Origin of the sequence: Fructilactobacillus vespulae, assembly GCF_047324295.1 — a bacterium.
GTDB classification, from domain to species: Bacteria; Bacillota; Bacilli; order Lactobacillales; family Lactobacillaceae; genus Fructilactobacillus; species Fructilactobacillus vespulae.
The window spans coordinates 678059-694668 of record NZ_CP137138.1 but is presented as its reverse complement, the minus strand read 5'-3'; the positions used below and the strand labels follow the sequence as shown (position 1 = coordinate 694668).

The 16610-nt window shown below is 39.2% G+C and carries 16 protein-coding genes; 2 read left to right on the top strand and 14 right to left on the bottom strand.

The features are described 5' to 3' along the window. The 5 genes from R4B61_RS03170 to R4B61_RS03150 all read right to left on the bottom strand — a co-directional run bounded on the left by R4B61_RS03170 (window position 1) and on the right by R4B61_RS03150 (window position 3027). On the bottom strand, window positions 1–915 hold the full coding sequence (locus tag R4B61_RS03170) for an ACP S-malonyltransferase (RefSeq protein ID WP_413628194.1): 915 nt from the start codon (window positions 913–915) through the stop codon (window positions 1–3). 21 nt (window positions 916–936) lie between these two features. Then, on the bottom strand, window positions 937–1182 hold the full coding sequence (locus R4B61_RS03165) for an acyl carrier protein (RefSeq protein WP_413628193.1): 246 nt from the start codon (window positions 1180–1182) through the stop codon (window positions 937–939). Window positions 1183–1209: 27 nt separating this feature from the next. After that, window positions 1210–2175, bottom strand: coding sequence for a beta-ketoacyl-ACP synthase III (locus R4B61_RS03160; protein WP_413628192.1), 966 nt, complete (start codon window positions 2173–2175; stop codon window positions 1210–1212). Window position 2176: 1 nt separating this feature from the next. Further along, complete coding sequence (fabZ, locus tag R4B61_RS03155) at window positions 2177–2620, bottom strand: 3-hydroxyacyl-ACP dehydratase FabZ (RefSeq protein WP_413628191.1); 444 nt, start codon at window positions 2618–2620, stop codon at window positions 2177–2179. A 236-nt stretch (window positions 2621–2856) separates the two neighbouring features. Then, window positions 2857–3027, bottom strand: coding sequence for a hypothetical protein (locus tag R4B61_RS03150; protein ID WP_413628190.1), 171 nt, complete (start codon window positions 3025–3027; stop codon window positions 2857–2859). Window positions 3028–3232: 205 nt separating this feature from the next. Here R4B61_RS03150 and R4B61_RS03145 point away from each other — a divergent pair, with 205 nt between their 5' ends. Continuing rightward, entirely contained in the window at window positions 3233–4210 is a 978-nt protein-coding gene (locus R4B61_RS03145) for a YczE/YyaS/YitT family protein (RefSeq protein WP_413628189.1), read from the top strand. Between the two features lie 33 nt (window positions 4211–4243). On the opposite strand, the gene R4B61_RS03140 is transcribed toward R4B61_RS03145, so the two are convergent. Continuing rightward, window positions 4244–5629 carry a class II fumarate hydratase gene (locus tag R4B61_RS03140; protein WP_413628188.1) on the bottom strand — a complete coding sequence of 462 codons (1386 nt, stop codon included), beginning with the start codon at window positions 5627–5629 and terminating at the stop codon, window positions 4244–4246. A gap of 55 nt (window positions 5630–5684) precedes the next feature. Beyond that, on the bottom strand, window positions 5685–6980 hold the full coding sequence (purB, locus tag R4B61_RS03135) for an adenylosuccinate lyase (RefSeq protein ID WP_413628187.1): 1296 nt from the start codon (window positions 6978–6980) through the stop codon (window positions 5685–5687). 225 nt (window positions 6981–7205) lie between these two features. Between purB and R4B61_RS03130 the strand changes: the two genes are divergently transcribed. Next, a complete protein-coding gene (locus R4B61_RS03130; RefSeq protein WP_413628186.1) occupies window positions 7206–8468 on the top strand; it encodes an adenylosuccinate synthase in 1263 nt (420 codons plus the stop codon). A gap of 46 nt (window positions 8469–8514) precedes the next feature. Here R4B61_RS03130 and R4B61_RS03125 read toward each other — a convergent pair whose 3' ends face one another. The 7 genes from R4B61_RS03125 to adhP form a co-directional block, all read right to left on the bottom strand. Further along, a complete protein-coding gene (locus R4B61_RS03125; RefSeq protein ID WP_413628185.1) occupies window positions 8515–9087 on the bottom strand; it encodes a 4'-phosphopantetheinyl transferase family protein in 573 nt (190 codons plus the stop codon). 27 nt (window positions 9088–9114) lie between these two features. Then, window positions 9115–9366, bottom strand: coding sequence for an acyl carrier protein (locus R4B61_RS03120; protein ID WP_413628184.1), 252 nt, complete (start codon window positions 9364–9366; stop codon window positions 9115–9117). An 80-nt stretch (window positions 9367–9446) separates the two neighbouring features. Next, a complete protein-coding gene (locus R4B61_RS03115) occupies window positions 9447–10304 on the bottom strand; it encodes a hypothetical protein (protein ID WP_413628183.1) in 858 nt (285 codons plus the stop codon). Window positions 10305–10436: 132 nt separating this feature from the next. Continuing rightward, complete coding sequence (locus tag R4B61_RS03110; RefSeq protein ID WP_413628182.1) at window positions 10437–11315, bottom strand: aldo/keto reductase; 879 nt, start codon at window positions 11313–11315, stop codon at window positions 10437–10439. Between the two features lie 46 nt (window positions 11316–11361). Further along, the gene (locus R4B61_RS03105) at window positions 11362–12543 is read right to left on the bottom strand and encodes a DUF998 domain-containing protein (protein WP_413628181.1); all 1182 of its coding nucleotides are present in this window, start codon (window positions 12541–12543) and stop codon (window positions 11362–11364) included. A 92-nt stretch (window positions 12544–12635) separates the two neighbouring features. Beyond that, window positions 12636–15425: an SH3 domain-containing protein gene (locus R4B61_RS03100; RefSeq protein ID WP_413628180.1), complete on the bottom strand. Its 2790-nt coding sequence runs from the start codon at window positions 15423–15425 to the stop codon at window positions 12636–12638. A gap of 149 nt (window positions 15426–15574) precedes the next feature. Further along, complete coding sequence (adhP, locus tag R4B61_RS03095) at window positions 15575–16606, bottom strand: alcohol dehydrogenase AdhP (RefSeq protein WP_413628179.1); 1032 nt, start codon at window positions 16604–16606, stop codon at window positions 15575–15577. Between the last annotated feature and the right edge of the window lie 4 nt (window positions 16607–16610).

Genomic DNA, 16610 nt, shown 5'->3' with positions numbered 1-16610 from the left:
TTAATCCTCTTCTTTCATCATTTCTTGAACCTGGTTTAAACTAGCCACACTATCGACTTGATAAGTATTAATTCCCTTGAGCGTCTTTTTAGCAAAACGACTAAGGGTATCACCCGGTCCAATTTCAATCAAAGTATCAACTTCAAATTGATCATTTAAGTATTCAAGGTCCGTTGCAAAATGAGTGGGCTTAATTAATTGATCTCGTAAAGTTGCCTTTACGCTATCTTTTTCAAATTGACGACCCGTGGTGTTACTAATCACCGGAATCGTAAATTCAGAAAAGTTCACGTCTTGTAAACGGGTTGCCAACTTATCGCTAGCACTTTGCATCAAAGGCGTGTGCGAAGCGACCGCCACTTTCAACGGAACGACTCTTTTAGCCCCCGCTTCTTTGAGTGTCGTAATGGCCGTTTGCACACTACTAGTTTCTCCACCAATCACAGTTTGCGTAGCGGTGTTGTAGTTAGCGGGATACACACCCGCAATCTCTGCACAAACCGCTGCTACTTTTTCCGGTGCCAACTTTAAGACAGCCGCCATCGAACCTGGGTTGGCTGCTCCGGCTTCTGCCATGTATTGAGAACGGTCTCTAACCAGTAAAAGCGCCGTCTTGAAATCTAGGGCTCCACTGGCAACTAAGGCGCCATATTCACCTAAACTCAAACCTAACATTGCCTGTGCTTTAGGAAATTGATTTTTAACGGTGCAATAAATTCCATAGCTCATCGCTAAAATCGCCACTTGCACGTTTTTAGGATCATCCATCACGCTTTCATCTGCCAAGTCTAAATCTAAAACGGAACTAGCTTCGTCAATCACTTGGCGATAGGTTGGCTCACTGGCATAAAGGTCTTGCCCCATCTTTTCAAATTGACTTCCCTGTCCACTAAATAAATAACCAATTTTCTTCATACTATTCCTCTAAATCAGCGACTATTTAATTTTGTTTTGAACGTAGTCAACTAGTTGTTGAACTGTTTCAATTCCGTCGTCACCATCAATTTCAATATCGTATTCGTCTTCTAAAGCATCCACGATTTCAAAAATATCTAAACTATCTAAGTCTAATCCATCTTTTAAGTTAGTATCTAATTTGATATCGTCAACGTTTACGTCAGTTTGGTCAGCAACGATTTCTTTAATCTTGTCTAAAATTTGAGTTTGTGTGTTTTCAGTCATGTTATTTCTCCCTTAATTCTGCTTTATTTAGTATTTAATAATTACGGTTCCCACGGTTAACCCACCGCCAAAACCAGTTAGGGCTAGATAGTCCCCACGTTTTATTTTTCCAGTTTGTTCTAATTCAGCTAGTAAAATTGGCTCACTAGCTGCTGCCGTATTCCCATATTTATCAATGTTAATGGGAAATTTGGCTAAATCGAGATCGAGTTTCTTAGCCACTCGCGTCACAATTCGTTGGTTGGCTTGGTGCATTACAAAGCAGTCAATCTGGTCGAGTTCAAGCCCCGCCTCCTGCACTGCTTTTTTAATGGAAATGGGTACCTGCTTGGTAGCAAAGTTATACACCGCATGACCATCCATTTTAAAGAATGGATCGCCATCAGTCTTGCTAAATGGTGTTTGACTAGGATACTTTCCGGCAGTTAAACACTGGCCATCCGCTCCTTGGGTCTTCAAATCCTCGCTGAGCACGCGCGCATCGCTGCCATCGTTTTCTACCAAGATTCCCGCAGCTCCGTCCCCAAAGAGGACCGCAGTACTGCGATCAGACCAGTCAATCAACCGACTTAACTGTTCGCTACCAATAATGATCCCAACTCCACCCGGTTGTTTAGCTAGCAGCGAATTTAACACCGATACCCCGTAAACAAATCCCGAGCAAGCCGCACTAATGTCAAAGGCAATTGCATTAATTGCTCCGACTGCGCCTTGTACCATTGCCGCAGTCGAAGGCATTTGGTATTCCGGTGACATAGTTGCCACGATAATATAATTAATCTTTGATATTGTAACACGAGATTGAGCGATTAACTTTTCCGCTACATCAATTGCAAGCGTAGTATTTCGTTCATCGGTAACCACGTGGCGTTGCTTAATTCCCGTTCGCTTTTGGATCCATTCATCAGATGTATCCATCAACTTAGTCAGGTCGTCATTAGTAACCACCTTTTTGGGAATTGACTTCGCAACTGCTTTAATCTTAAAGCTCATCTTATTTTCTTTCTACATCATCAACGATAAAGGTTAGCTTAGTTTCACAGGCTTTTTCGTCACCGACATAAGCTACACAAGAAACTAACCCAGCGTGGTCTCTAACCTTATCCATCGTAACTTTAAAGGTTAAGACGTCACCTGGTTCAACCATTTTTCTAAACTTAGCGTTTTTGATACTACCTAGGTAGGCAGTCTTATTTTCAAATTCTTTTGATTTTAAAATTAAAATTGATGCAACTTGTGCCATTGATTCAATGATCAAAACTCCAGGCATCACTGGGTTACCAGGGAAATGACCTTGGAAGTATTCTTCGTTAATAGTCACATTTTTAGTTGCCACAATTGATTTTCCTGGTTCCATTTCGTCTACCCGATCAATAAATAGAATTGGATAACGGTTAGGAATTAGGTCCATGATTTCTTTTGCATTCATTACAGCCATATTACACCTCATATTTTAAATTTATTTTTTAATTAGGTACAAGTATAACTCTAGTTAATTTAGTCAACTCTGACAATTTTATCGAATTGATTTCAAATGGTTAAACGACCAAAACCCTTATATCATAGGCGTTCAACGGAATGTTACGGCCGTGTTACACATCAATTAATCAGTAACAAGTCTGTAGATACAAAAAATCGAAAGTTATTAAAATAACTTTCGTTTAATTTACAATATTAATATTTCAACTTAATTTGCACGAATAATTGAATTTGGTTATTCGTTAGCTTCAATGTGGTCTCTTTACCTAAGTGCATTAATTTGTGGATTCGACTAGTTTGTTGTTCTCTAGCTTTCCATTTCTTTAATGCGCTGGTTTCTTTTTTATTTAGTTGCAATAATTTCATTAAAATACCTCCGTATTAAGATATCTGTATCATTACATTGGTTCAATTATAATATACTTAATCTAAATAATCATTGTTTATTGAAACATTTTCAGACAAAATTAGGAAAACTTATAAATGCGCTAATTCATAAAAAATTACGAATTCTTACGAATGTGTTAAAATGTTAACAAGTGCACGTTACTTTGAAAGGAATTCAATTAATATGGATAAAGAAAACACAGAATCATCAACCGAACAAGCGACGCAAAACTTCTCGCTGCTCGGAAAAACGGTTAATATTTTTCTGCGAGCGTTAATGTCTTTCGTCGGAATCGCAATGCTTTCAATGGGAGCAACGCTATTAAAATCATCCGCCGTTTTAGGGCTAGATCCCTTTACCGCGTTAAACGTGGGAATGGCCAACAAGTTACATACCACGTTAGGTATCTACCAACTAGGAGCTAACCTCTTCATCTTCATTTTCATCCTCTTCTTGGATCGAAAGAAGATTGGACTAGGAACCATCATGAACATGATTTTAGTGGGATTCGAAATTCAATGGTTCTCAGCCATGTATTCCGCCATGTTCCCCGGTAAGGTGACCGCGTTGGTTATGATTGCCGACCTAATTTTAGGATTACTATTATTTACTGCCGGTAGTTCATTCTACATGTCACCTAGTTTGGGAGTGGCTCCTTATGATGCCATCGCTCCTATCATTTCCACCCGTTTTCACGTTACCTACAAAACGGCGCGGGTTTGCCAAGATATCTGTTTCTTAATTGCGGCGGTAGTCGTTAGCGGACCCATTGGTTTTGCTTCCATCGTGGTAGCCTTCTTTGCCGGTCCCCTAATCTCATACTGGGACCGTTCAATCAGTACCCCAGTGATGGATTACATCACGGATCTTAGTGATAACCCAACCTTCAAGGTCTTGGCACAAGGGGTTTCTAAAGCAACTAAATCAGGATACAAATCCTTATCTAACGCTTATAACTCAACCTTAGATTTCCAAATGCACCTGGCTGGATACACTAACCAAGAGCTATTAAAGAAGATTCAAGATACCGAAAAACACATGCAAGAATCACAACGGGAATATAACGAATACCGGACTCAATACCGGATGTTGATTGCCGAAATGGTTAAGCGTGATCGCGATGGTGGTCCCAAACCACGTAATCGTAATTTAAATAAATAACCAAAAAAGATGAACTCAAATGAGTTCATCTTTTTATTTTCTATCATTATTAGTTAGTTTTAACGGATTAACCCATTTGGCAAAATCGGCCTCGCTGACTAAACCTGATTGCAAAGCTGCATCCTTTAAGTTTAGGTGTTTTTGCATCGCCTTTTGTGCAATCGTAGCCGCCTCATGATAACCAATGTGGGGCGATAACGCTGTCACGGTCATCAACGATTCATCGACTAGCTGTTGCATTCTTTTCTGGTTAACGGTAATTCCGGCTACCATCTTTTCCGTGTAATTAGGTAATAGTCCGGTTAATAATTCCACTGATTCAATAAACGTGGCAATAATGACCGGTTTATACACGTTCATTTCAAAATTACCCTGACTATTGGCCATCTCAATGGTGGTATCGTTTCCCATAATCTTAGTGGCCGCCATCGTCATCGCCTCTGCCTGGGTCGGATTTACCTTCCCTGGCATAATTGAAGATCCGGGCTCGTTAGCAGGAATATTAATCTCGCCATAACCAGAACGAGGTCCACTAGCTAAGAAACGAATATCGTTAGAAATTTTCAATAAATCACTAGCCAACGTTCTAATTACGCCGTGAGTGGCAGTTAACGCTGTGTGAGCCGCCATCCCGTAAAATTTATTTCCGACTTGGTATTGAACTTGATTAACGGTTCCTAACGTCGCTACCATCTCTTGATCAAAGGTTGCCGTGGTGTTTAACCCGGTTCCGACCGCCGTTCCCCCGATGGGAAGTTCTAGTAAACTTTGCGAAACTGATTTAATTAACGCCAAATCATGCTTTAAAGTACTGGACCAACCTGAAACTTCTTGGCCAAATGTAATGGGAGTGGCATCTTGTAAATGGGTTCTTCCAATTTTAACCACATCCCAATTGGCGGCAGCAACTTGATCTAAAGCCGCAATTAATTTTTCTAACTCTGGTTCTAACTTTTGCACCACTTGATAGGCAGCCATATTCATCGCCGTGGGGAAGGTATCATTGGAACTTTGCGAATGATTGACTTCATCGTTGGGCCGAATCTCAACCTCTGCATCTAGTTGTTGAGCCAAATGAGATAGCACCTCATTCACGTTCATGTTGGTTTGGGTTCCCGAACCCGTTTGGTAAACGTGCAACGGAAAGTCTGCCATCAAAGCATCATCATCTTTTTGTAACAGTTCATCCGCCGCTTGCTCAATTAACTCGGACTTAGCTGCGGTTAGTTCCCCTTGCTGCTGGTTTACCTTGGCAGCCGCTTTTTTTATGGTGATCAAAGCTCGAATCACTTCCACCGACATTAAGGGTCCGGTAGGAAAGTTATGTCGACTTCGTTCGGTTTGGGGTCCCCATAAAGCGGACTTTGGTACCTTCACTTCGCCTAAAGTATCGCTTTCAATTCGATATTCTACGTTCATTTTTAACTCACTTTCTGATATGAAAAAAGACCTATTCGCTAGGTCTTTAACTTTTTTATTCTAAACCAACTCGTTTAAAGATATCATCAACGTGTCTAAGATGGTAATGATAATCAAAGGCATCTTCGACTTCTTCTTTACTCAAGTGACTCATAACTTCTGCACTACCTTCAACTAAAGGTTTGAAGTTGGTTTGTTCGTCCCAAGCTTTAGCAGTTAGTGGTTGAACTAGATCATAAGCTCCTTCTCTACTCATACCACTATCAATCAACTTCAACATTACGCGTTGACTGTAAATAAGTCCATAGGTGATTTGCATGTTAGCTTTCATCCGATCAGGGAAAACATCCAAATTCTTCAAGATGCGGTTGAAACGGTGCAACATGTAATCAAGTAAACCGGTACTTTCTGGTAAAATGATTCGTTCAGCAGAAGAATGGGAAATATCGCGTTCGTGCCATAAAGAAACGTTTTCGTACGCAGTGGTTACTAGACCACGGAGCGTTCTGGCCAATCCAGTGACGTTTTCTGAACCAATTGGGTTTCGTTTATGTGGCATTGCAGAAGATCCCTTTTGACCAGCACCAAAGTGTTCTTCAACTTCATGAATTTCTGAACGTTGTAAACTTCTGATTTCAGTCGCAAAGTTTTCCAAGCTGGTCCCAATTAAAGCAATCGTAGCAATGTATTGCGCGTGCAAGTCTCTAGGTAATACTTGACTAGCAATCTCTTGGGCCCGAAGACCTAATTTTTCACAAACATAGGCTTCAATGGCAGGATCAATGTTAGCAAAGGTTCCCACTGCCCCAGAAATTTTACCAGCTTCCACTCCGGCAGCAGCTTCTTCAAAACGAGCTTGGTTTCGTTTCATTTCAGAATAGAAACGAGCCAGTTTCAAACCAAACGTAGTAGGTTCAGCTTGCACTCCATGAGTTCTTCCCATCATAACTGTCATTTTGTATTTTAATGCTTGTTGTTTAATGGTTTCTAAAATGTCAGCAAGGTCTTGGCGAATCACTTCATTAGCTTGTTTCAAACGAACCCCTTGGGCAGTATCCACAACATCGGTACTAGTTACTCCGTAGTGAATCCAACGTTTTTCGGGTCCGAGGTATTCAGAAACGTTTCTGGTGAAGGCCACCACATCATGGTGGGTAACTTCTTCAATTCTAGCAATTTCTTTTTCATCAAACTTAGCGTTCTTATGAATGGCTGCAATATCTTCGTCTGGAATCATTCCTAGTTTGTTCCAGGCTTCATCAATTGCTACTTCAACATCTAGCCAAGATTGGTATTGGTTTTCCATACTCCAAATTTGGGCTAATGGTGCTCGTGTATAACGTTCGATCATTAAAATATCCCCCACAAAGTTAAAATACAAATTCTCTTAATACTATAATTGTGCTATTGTTCGTTTTTTTTGTCAATGAATGTCGATAAATAATTGTAAATTAATTTATTAGAAAAGAATCCGAACTTTACCCTTTTTATTGACCCGAAAAGCTTGTAATTCCTAATGATGATTGGTAAAATAACATTTGGTAAAAAAATTAAATCTATTTTATGAGGTGCTTAAATGTCTGTTAAAGTTGTAGTTGGTAGTCAATGGGGCGATGAAGGTAAAGGTAAAATCGTCGACTTCTTAAGTAAAGATGCCGATATCATCGCTAGATACCAAGGTGGGGATAATGCAGGTCATACAATTGTCTTCAATGACAAAAAATTTAGTTTACAATTGCTCCCTTCCGGAATTTTTTACGCTGATAAGTTAGCCGTAATTGGTAACGGAGTGGTTCTAAATCCTAAAGCATTGTTTAGAGAAATTAAATATTTAAATGACAACGGTGTTCCGACCGATAATCTTCGGATTTCATCTCGAGCACAAGTAATTATGCCTTACCACATTTTATTAGATGGACTCAGCGAAAAGAGTCGGACTAACAAAATTGGTACCACACAAAAAGGTATCGGTCCGGCCTACATGGACAAGATTGCCCGTTTGGGAATTCGCGTTGCCGACTTAATCTACCCTGAGACTTTCAAAGAACTCTTAAAAGAAAACTTACGTCAAAAGAACGAACTTTTAACTAAGCTATACGAAGTTGAACCTTTAGACTTTGACACAATTTATGACGAATTCGTAGAGTACGGTCAACGAATGAAAAAATACGTGACTGATACTTCTGATTTAATTAACAATGACGAATCACAAAACCTTCTTTTCGAAGGTGCGCAAGGAATTATGTTGGATATTGATCACGGAACTTATCCATACGTAACCTCATCTAACCCCGTTGCCGGTGGTGCTGCAGTAGGTGCCGGAATTGGTCCTACTAAAATCACTGACGTTATCGGAGTTTGCAAAGCCTACACTTCTCGAGTTGGTGAAGGTCCTTTCCCAACTGAACAACTTAACGAGACTGGGGACTACATTCGCGATACCGCTCACGAATACGGAACGGTTACCAAGCGTCCTCGTCGAATTGGTTGGTTAGATACAGTTACCCTTCGCCATGCTGCTCGTGTTTCTGGCTTAACTAGTTTAGCAATGAACTGTGTTGACGTCTTAGATGGATTAGATACCATCAAGGTTTGTACCGGTTATGAATTAGATGGTAAAGTAATCGACTTCTACCCTGCTAACCTAGACGTTTTAGCTAAATGTAAACCTGTTTACGAAGAATTTACGGGTTGGAAAGAAGATACCACGAAGTGTGATACCTTCGATAAACTTCCTGAAAAAGCACAAGCTTACCTTCAAGCAGTTGAACAACTTGTCGGGGTTCACTTAGACTGGTACTCAGTTGGTCCAGATCGTGAACAAACTCACCGTCGTTAAAATATAAAAATAAGCTACCGATTAAATCGGTAGCTTATTTTTTTAGCTATTTAGTTGCCAAAGTGCCAATGTATTCATGATCAATTCCTAAGAAACTAATTTTAAAGGTTTCACCCGCAAACGTTGCCGTATCCATTCGTGGAATCGAAATGGCTACGTTGACCGGTTTTTTGGTCAAACCTACTCCGACTTCCTTTAAAACCGCCTCTTTAATCGTCCAAAGTCGTAAAACTTGTTCTGATTTGCGCGGTTCTTTAAGTTGGTTTAAGTAGCCTAATTCAGCTACCGTAAACGCTTTTTTTAAATGTTGTAGGCTTTTGGGTTTAATCTTTTCAATATCAATTCCCAGTGGTTGATCTGAAATCGCCACCGTCACTAATTGATCTGAATGCGAAATATTAAAGAACTCTGAGCGGTGTTTAAACTCTGGCTTGCCATGTTTACCAATGGTAAATTGCTCGTCAGCTAGAAACGTCTCCGCTGGTACTTCTAATAATTTCGCTAACAACAACTTCCCCACCACGGCCTTTTGTTGGCTAGGTTGGTCCGTAATTGACAACTTTTCGTAATAAGGCTGGTATTGTAAATCAGCCAGACGACCACTTTCAAACTTTATCAAAGCGCTCTTCTCCTGAGTTGACTCGGCTTAGGCGTTTACCTTTTTAGCAACGTAGTCAACTAATTCTGCAACAGTGGTAATTCCATCATCACCGTCAATTTCGATATCGTATTTGTCTTCTAGAGCATCTACGATTTCAAAAATATCTAAACTATCAAGATCTAAAGTATCTTTGAAGTTAGCATCCATTGTGATTTTAGCAGCGTCAATATCAGTTTGATCTTCAACGATTTCTTTGATTTCTGCTAAGATTTGTTCATTACTTACTTTTTCAGCCATAATATTCTCTCCATTAATTAAACTAATTTTATAACAGGATTATTTTAACACAAGTGAATTTATCTCGTACTAATTAAGCCCTATTTGTTAATTGCTCTAAAGAACTTGATGTTGTTCATTGCGAACCAGATTGATAGGAAGAAGAACACTACTAATGCTAGTGCAAAGCAGATTACTCCGAAAATAATTCCGTAAGTTAATGCTAAACCAGCAACACTAATCATGGTTCCAAGCCAAATTACTAAACCAATGATTAAACCAAGTACGATTACTGCGACAATTGCGATTAGAATTTGTAAAATTGCCATTCCTAATAATTGAAGACGGTGACCCTTCATTAACTTCCAAGTAGCTGGGAAAGCTTTGAATAAACCGTTATCAAGATCCTTAGTGTCTTTGTAGAAAGTTAGGTAGATGAATTTCAAACCTAAGGTGATGTAAATCAAGGCAATTCCACCTAATAGTCCCACAATTCCGGCAATTACGTAGTAGAAGTTGTTAGCTTGTGAGTTTCCGGCAAAAGCAAATCCGATGGTTGCAACTAAGATAACTGCAGCAACTGCGAAAACTAATATACCAGTTAAGAATGAAATTCCAATCACTGATAGCCAGATCATTTCTTTAAAACCAACAAAGGCTTTTTTGAATTCGAAGTGGCCTTCTTCATCAGCCTTTAAAAGTCCCATTTGAAGTGAAACTTCAAATAAACTAGCAATAATTGAAATTACGAAAACAACCCCAATTGATTGGCTAAATGAACTAGCGATTGCAGCAGTTGCTTCACTAGCAGACTGACCGTCCATTGCAGTATTAGGGTTAACGTTTGAAAATCCATTTAAAACTAACCCAATGATGAATGAGGGTAACCACATTCCTAGAATTGACCATTTGTGTTCCTTAGCGGTTTTTAAACCGTCTTTCATTGTTTGTGTAATCAAGACAATTTCCTCCATATGTTTAAGTTACTTTTATTTTAGCAGATATTACAATTTCATTAAAGTTTATAAAAAAAACCTTCAAGGTTAAATTTTAAATTTAACCCCGAAGGTCTTCATCATTAATGACAATTTTTATTTATCCCATTCATCAACAGTGTCTACAACACCATCTGGATTGCCACTCCACTTAAATACACCGTACCAAAGTGAACGTTTGTCGAGATCTAAACTATCAATCAATGCTACATCAGCATCGCTAAGTTCGAAGTCATAAACATCCGCATTTTGTTTAATGTATTCTTCGTGAGTTGACTTAGGAATTGTAATTACTCCTCGTTGTAATTCCCAACGAATAATTACTTGGGCAGTTGACTTGTTGTACTTATCAGCTACTTTTTGAATTTGTGGATTCTTCAAAGTATCACCATGACCTAATGGAGACCATGCTTCTAAGAGAATATCGTTTTCATCACAGAATTCTTTAATATCAGTTTCTTGTTCCAGTGGATTAAATTCCATTTGGTTTAATACTGGTTTAATGGAAGTGTGCTTCATCAAGTCTTTCATGCGATGAATATCAAAGTTAGAAACTCCAATGGCACGAGCCTTTCCTTCACGGTAGATAGTTTCTAACGCACGCCAAGTATCAATGTACTTATCGTTAACTGGCCAGTGAATAATTAATAAATCCACATAACTGGTTTGTAATCTTTCTAGTTGACCATTAAAGGCATCTAAGGTTGATTGGTAACCAGCATCACCATTAAAGGCTTTGGTAGTTAAGAAAACATCTTCTCGGTTTAAACCATTTTCAGCCAAACCTTGTTTTAATCCGACACCCACGCCGGCTTCATTTCCATATTGTTTAGCAGTGTCAATGGCACGGTAACCATTAGCTAGTGCAAAGCGAACTGATTGGGCAGCGGTTTCGTTATCACTACGCCATACTCCCAAACCTAATTGGGGCATTTTTACTCCGTTATTTAATGTTACAGTTGAGTCTATTTTCATAGTTAATACCTCCCTGGAATCATTATAAAGCACAGCTTCTTAAATTTCATTCATCCTGCTTGAGCTTCACGATAAATTGTTGGGTTCCCATGTTAATTTCTCGTAGTAAATACTGAAAAATCAACATTATCCAAGAAAAAGCACAGGCAGAAGCTAAAATTTCGTATGCAGTTAACGAAAAATAGTGAACCCCCTTAAATAAAAAGGTGGTAATGATAATTAAAATTCCCAGGGTATTGGAGATTTGTAAGAAGCTTTTGGAAATCCCGGGCCAGAGCCATTTAATCCCCATAATTAAAATAACAATATCCAAAGCCATCGCCCAGGCAAAAATGTTATGCCACAAATGCATCCACGGAATCTGGCGATTATTGGCAATCAATCCAACTGCCATTGCGTCTAAAGCTAATAGGGTCAATAAAATTCGCAAGATTAAGGTTCTCACTTTGGGACGTTTTAACGGCTTCAAAGAGACGAACAGATAATCAATTAGCGCTAACATTAGTAAGGCAGCAAAGATAAACGTCACGTTAAACTGCCAACTATCCACGGCCTTGTTAGTTCCTAAAAAACTAATGTTATGTTGCCACCACTTTAAGTTTCCATTGGTTAGCATGGACGCCACTAGTCCCCCAATGATCGTTAGGGCAAAAACATCCACTAATACCGTGGGCGTAATGTTATTGGCAATGTTAATCATGACCGTATTGATTGCCAATTGAAAGACAAAAATTAACAAAGTTGCGGTATAAATTCCAAAGGAAATCCCTAGAAATAACCGACCGACTGCCCAAAAGAAGCCCATTAACGCCACAATCAAAATTACCGTAAAGGCAATCACAATTGTAGGAAAACTCCGCCAATATAGCTTTCGATACTCATGATCTTTTGACTTATCCCGCCTTTTAATCATAAAAGTCGTAAAAAGTAATAGCCCGGAAACCGAACCTAAAATAATCGTCAAAGTGGCAATCGAATAACTTCCCGTTAAGTTAATTAAATACTGTCCCCTAATTGTGAAAAACAGATAAAAAATGATACTAGTCATAATTGCCGGAATAATATTCCACCAATAATCAACGTCAAAGCTCGTTTCTAAAGGATCAGAACTCTTTTTGATAAAAATACCATTTCGTTCCACCGTTAAATCTAACTTATCGTCAGCTTTTAACTCTAGTTGATCAATAACTGTTTGTGGTACTTCAAGTTTATACTTGGAATCTTTCATTTAGAAACTCCTTCTTTTTTCGTAACAGCTATCATTATACCGTTTTTTTCAGCAAATAAAAAAAGACTCTTGAGAGTCTTTTGTTTATTTAATTAGAATGTAAGGTTAATATCGGCAACCCAACAATCAGTTCCTTGGCTATCCTTGTAGTGTAACCAAGTGTAACCATCAGCTTGTTTTGAACCATCGTAGTAAACTGTTTCACCAGCACTAAGTCCGCCGATTACTGAACTGTTAAGTCCCGCACCACTACGAACGTTTTGGGCACCAGAGCTTAATGTGTAGGCACCGGCACGGTTACTTGAAAAGGCTGAATCAGTATCAATCTTTTGGTTGTTTAATGAAACGGCATTAGCATCGTTCATTTTAGCAACCCAACGATCTGCACCGGCATAGTTCTTGTAGTGAACCCAAGTGTATCCATCAGCATCTTTAGTGTAATCGTAGTTAATTGAATCACCATTGCTTAATTGACCAGTGATACCAGCACTCAATGAACCATCAGTTCTAACATTTTGGTAGTCACTAGTTACTTGGTAAGTACCACCTTGGTTGTTTACGGCTTGACCGTTGTTTTCTGAATGGTTTTCGTTGCTAGTTGCTTGGTTGTTATTTGAAGCAGTTTCATGGTTTTCAGTAGTTGGAGTAGCAGCATTCATTTGTGCAACCCAACGATCTGCACCAGCGTAGTTTTGGTAACGAAGCCAAGTATAACCATCTTGGTCACGAGTAGCATTGTAGTAAATTGTATCTCCAGCACTCAATTGACCAGTTACAGCTGCACTCAAGCTAGAATCAGTCCGAACGTTTTGTTCACCAGATAGGGTATATGCACCGCTGTGGTCTTGAGTCCCTGCTTGGTTATTATTGGTAGTTTGCGTTGGTTGTGAATTATTGTTGTTGCTGTTGTTATTGTTGTTAGTTTCTTGGCTTGGAGTTTGAACTTGAGTAGCGTTACCCATTCTTGCTACCCAACGATCGACTCCCGCATAGTTTTTGTAATGCAACCAAGTGTAACCATCAGCATCATTAGTTGAATCATAGTCAATTGAATCACCATTGCTTAATTGACCAGTAATTCCAGCTGATAATGAAGCACCATTTCTAACGTTTTGGTAATCACTAGTTACAGTGTATGAGCCACCATTATTGTTTTGGTTAGTGGTTTGATTATTAGTTTGGTTATCATTATTAGTTTGGTTGTTGTTTTGGTTACTTGGTTGTGATGGCACATCCGCATTGCTACCGATTTGAGCAGCATAAACATGACCCGCACCATCATTGAATTGCATCCAAGTGTAACCATCATTATCAACTAGGCCGTTGTAAGATACCTTATCACCAGCATTCTTATAACCGACAATTGAACCACTCAAACTAGGACTAGTTCTAACGTTTACGTCTGAACCAAATGTCCAAGTACCATTAGCAGCAACTACATTTTGTGAGTTGTTATTGCTATTGTTTGAACCTTGACCAGGATTACCAAGACCGTTGTCATAACTATTTAAGTTATTGGCTTGGATTGTGTTAATCAAAGTGTTGGCATAAGTTGGGGCAGTTGCATAACCATCGTTTTGAAGCATCCAACTAACTTGAGCGTAGTCACGACTACCAATTAAGTTAGCGTAACGTGAGTTAACTGCTAAGAAACGACCGTGATCCATTACACTTTCAGCATAACTTGGGTATGCTCTAAATTGGTCATAGATGTTAACCAATTGGCCATTGTAGTATTCAGTAGTTGCTTGTGTGGTTGATTGACCGTTATAGCTACCCTTGATTCCAAATAAGTTGTTTCCAGGAGCGGCTTGACCCCAAGCACTTTCAACGATTGCTTGCGCGATTGAAACACTTGGTAATACACCATATTGGTTCCAAGTTTCAATTGCACCAGGTGCGATTGAATTAATGAATTCTTGGTGGCTTAATGAAGTGTTGGCCATTTTAGCAACCCAACGATCACCACCATTGTTTTGGTAGTGTACCCAAGTATAACCATCGGCATCTTGAGTAGTATCATAGTTGATTGTTTGACCTGCTTCAATGGCACCAACAATTGCACCATTTAAGCTAGGAGTACTTCTAACGTTTTGTTCACCTGATGTAGTGTAGGTACCAGAGTTTGTTTCTGAGGCCATCTTAGTTGATAGTTGTTGGTCACTAGCTTGACTAACACTTGCAGAACTTGAGGCACTTGCAGTTGAAGTTACAGCAGCTGCACTTGAACTAGTTGCAATTGAAGCAGGTTGTTGTTCTTCTTTGGCATCACTAGTTTGCGCAGCATGTTGGTTCATAAGATCGCCAAATACTGATTGGATTAACTTATCAGTATCTTCATCTTTATTAACTTTATCGTCACCGGCAACTCCGTTAACTGAACTAGCTTTTTTAGTAGTTACTTTAGGAGCAACACTGGCTTCAGCCTTCTTTTCGTCGGCATTAGCGTTAGTTAATTGTGCATTCTTTTCTTCAGTAGTTTGTGCTGGTTGTTCATCAGCTTGTTCTTGATCTTGGTTTTGATCACTTGCTTCAGATTGAGCTTCACTTGCAGCTGAACTTTGTGCTGCACTTGATTGAGCAGCATCACTTTGAGCTGAGGCTGCAGAACTAGTTACTTGTCCATTATCGGCAGTTGAACCAGTTGCTTGTCCATCATCAAGCGTAATGTCAGTTGATTGTGTTTCACTAGCTGGTACAGTTGCTTCAACGTTAGTTGCTGCGTTGGCAGTAGTTGAATATGCAAGTAGTGAAGTTGATGCAAAAGTGATTCCCATGGCAACTTTAACCCAACCATGTTTTGACTTACTTAGTTTAGTTCTGGTCTTTGTTTCACCAGTTTCTAGAGCCATTCTATTATGTGCTTTGGTATATTTGTCCATTTTTCAAGCCCTTTCTTTTTATTATATATTCTTAAATTTTTTTATTTTTATTTATAGATACCCTAATAATATCACAAATATTATTACATTCCGGTTACAATCAAATTAAGTCAAAAAAGAGGCCATTTCTGACCTCTTTTCTAGCTTTATTAAGCTTTGTCACCAGTGAAATCAAAGACTACTCGTCCCACAATCTTACCGGCTTTCATATCATCGATTACTTGATTAATGTTTTCTAATTTATCAGTTTTAACGATTGGTTTAACTTTTCCTTGGGCACCAAAATCAAAGGTTTCTTTAAGATCTTGTCTAGTTCCTACTAGAGAACCAGCAACCTTAATCCCATCAAGAACCGTTTTATCAATGTTAAGTTTCATATCACCCTTAGGAAGGGCAACGGCAACCAAAGTACCATTGGGTTTCAAAGAGTTAACGGCATCATCAAAGGCTTGGGCAGAAACAGCGGTTACGATTGAATCGTGAACTCCACCATTAGTTCCTTTAATTAATTGAGCAGTAGCATCTTCATCGTGACGGTTGATTAATAAGTCGGCCCCGTTTTCCTTAGCTGCAGCTAATTTATCCGGATTACCATCAGTAACCACTACCTTAGCACCAAAAACGTTGTGAGCTAATTGAACCCCTAGGTTTCCTAAACCACCGGCACCAACAATTTCAGTCCACTCACCGGGTTTAGTATCACCAATCTTAAGGGCTTTGTAAGTAGTTACTCCCGCACAAGTTAATGAGGTAGCTTCAATTGGATCAAGTCCTTCTGGAACTTTAACTGCATATTTGGCATCCACAATACATTCTTCAGCCATCGCACCATCAGCAGTAAAACCAGCGTTAACCACGTTACGACAAAGAGTTTCGTTACCAGTGGTACAGTATTCACAAGTACCACAAGCAGAGTAGAACCAAGCAATTGAGACACGATCACCAATCTTCAAATTAGTAACATCTTTTCCTAATTGAGTAACTCGACCCACTCCTTCGTGTCCAATTACACGACCAGGAACTTTACCAAAGTCACCAGCAGCAACGTGCAAATCTGTGTGACAAAGACCACAATATTCCACTTTTACAAGTGCTTCATTATCATTAATCGGACGTAAATCAATATCCTTAATGTCTACATAACCATCTGAATTGTTTCTAACCACCGCAGCTTTAACCATAATT

Excerpts from the sequence above, each read along its gene's own strand:
- R4B61_RS03170 (WP_413628194.1), bottom strand. The coding sequence starts at position 915 with ATGAAGAAAATTGGTTATTTATTTAGTGGACAGGGAAGTCAATTTGAA.
- R4B61_RS03165 (WP_413628193.1), bottom strand. The coding sequence starts at position 1,182 with ATGACTGAAAACACACAAACTCAAATTTTAGACAAGATTAAAGAAATC.
- R4B61_RS03160 (WP_413628192.1), bottom strand. The coding sequence starts at position 2,175 with ATGAGCTTTAAGATTAAAGCAGTTGCGAAGTCAATTCCCAAAAAGGTG.
- fabZ (WP_413628191.1), bottom strand. The coding sequence starts at position 2,620 with ATGGCTGTAATGAATGCAAAAGAAATCATGGACCTAATTCCTAACCGT.
- R4B61_RS03150 (WP_413628190.1), bottom strand. The coding sequence starts at position 3,027 with ATGAAATTATTGCAACTAAATAAAAAAGAAACCAGCGCATTAAAGAAA.
- R4B61_RS03145 (WP_413628189.1), top strand. The coding sequence starts at position 3,233 with ATGGATAAAGAAAACACAGAATCATCAACCGAACAAGCGACGCAAAAC.
- R4B61_RS03140 (WP_413628188.1), bottom strand. The coding sequence starts at position 5,629 with ATGAACGTAGAATATCGAATTGAAAGCGATACTTTAGGCGAAGTGAAG.
- purB (WP_413628187.1), bottom strand. The coding sequence starts at position 6,980 with ATGATCGAACGTTATACACGAGCACCATTAGCCCAAATTTGGAGTATG.
- R4B61_RS03130 (WP_413628186.1), top strand. The coding sequence starts at position 7,206 with ATGTCTGTTAAAGTTGTAGTTGGTAGTCAATGGGGCGATGAAGGTAAA.
- R4B61_RS03120 (WP_413628184.1), bottom strand. The coding sequence starts at position 9,366 with ATGGCTGAAAAAGTAAGTAATGAACAAATCTTAGCAGAAATCAAAGAA.
- R4B61_RS03110 (WP_413628182.1), bottom strand. The coding sequence starts at position 11,315 with ATGAAAATAGACTCAACTGTAACATTAAATAACGGAGTAAAAATGCCC.
- R4B61_RS03105 (WP_413628181.1), bottom strand. The coding sequence starts at position 12,543 with ATGAAAGATTCCAAGTATAAACTTGAAGTACCACAAACAGTTATTGAT.
- R4B61_RS03100 (WP_413628180.1), bottom strand. The coding sequence starts at position 15,425 with ATGGACAAATATACCAAAGCACATAATAGAATGGCTCTAGAAACTGGT.
- adhP (WP_413628179.1), bottom strand. The coding sequence starts at position 16,606 with ATGGTTAAAGCTGCGGTGGTTAGAAACAATTCAGATGGTTATGTAGAC.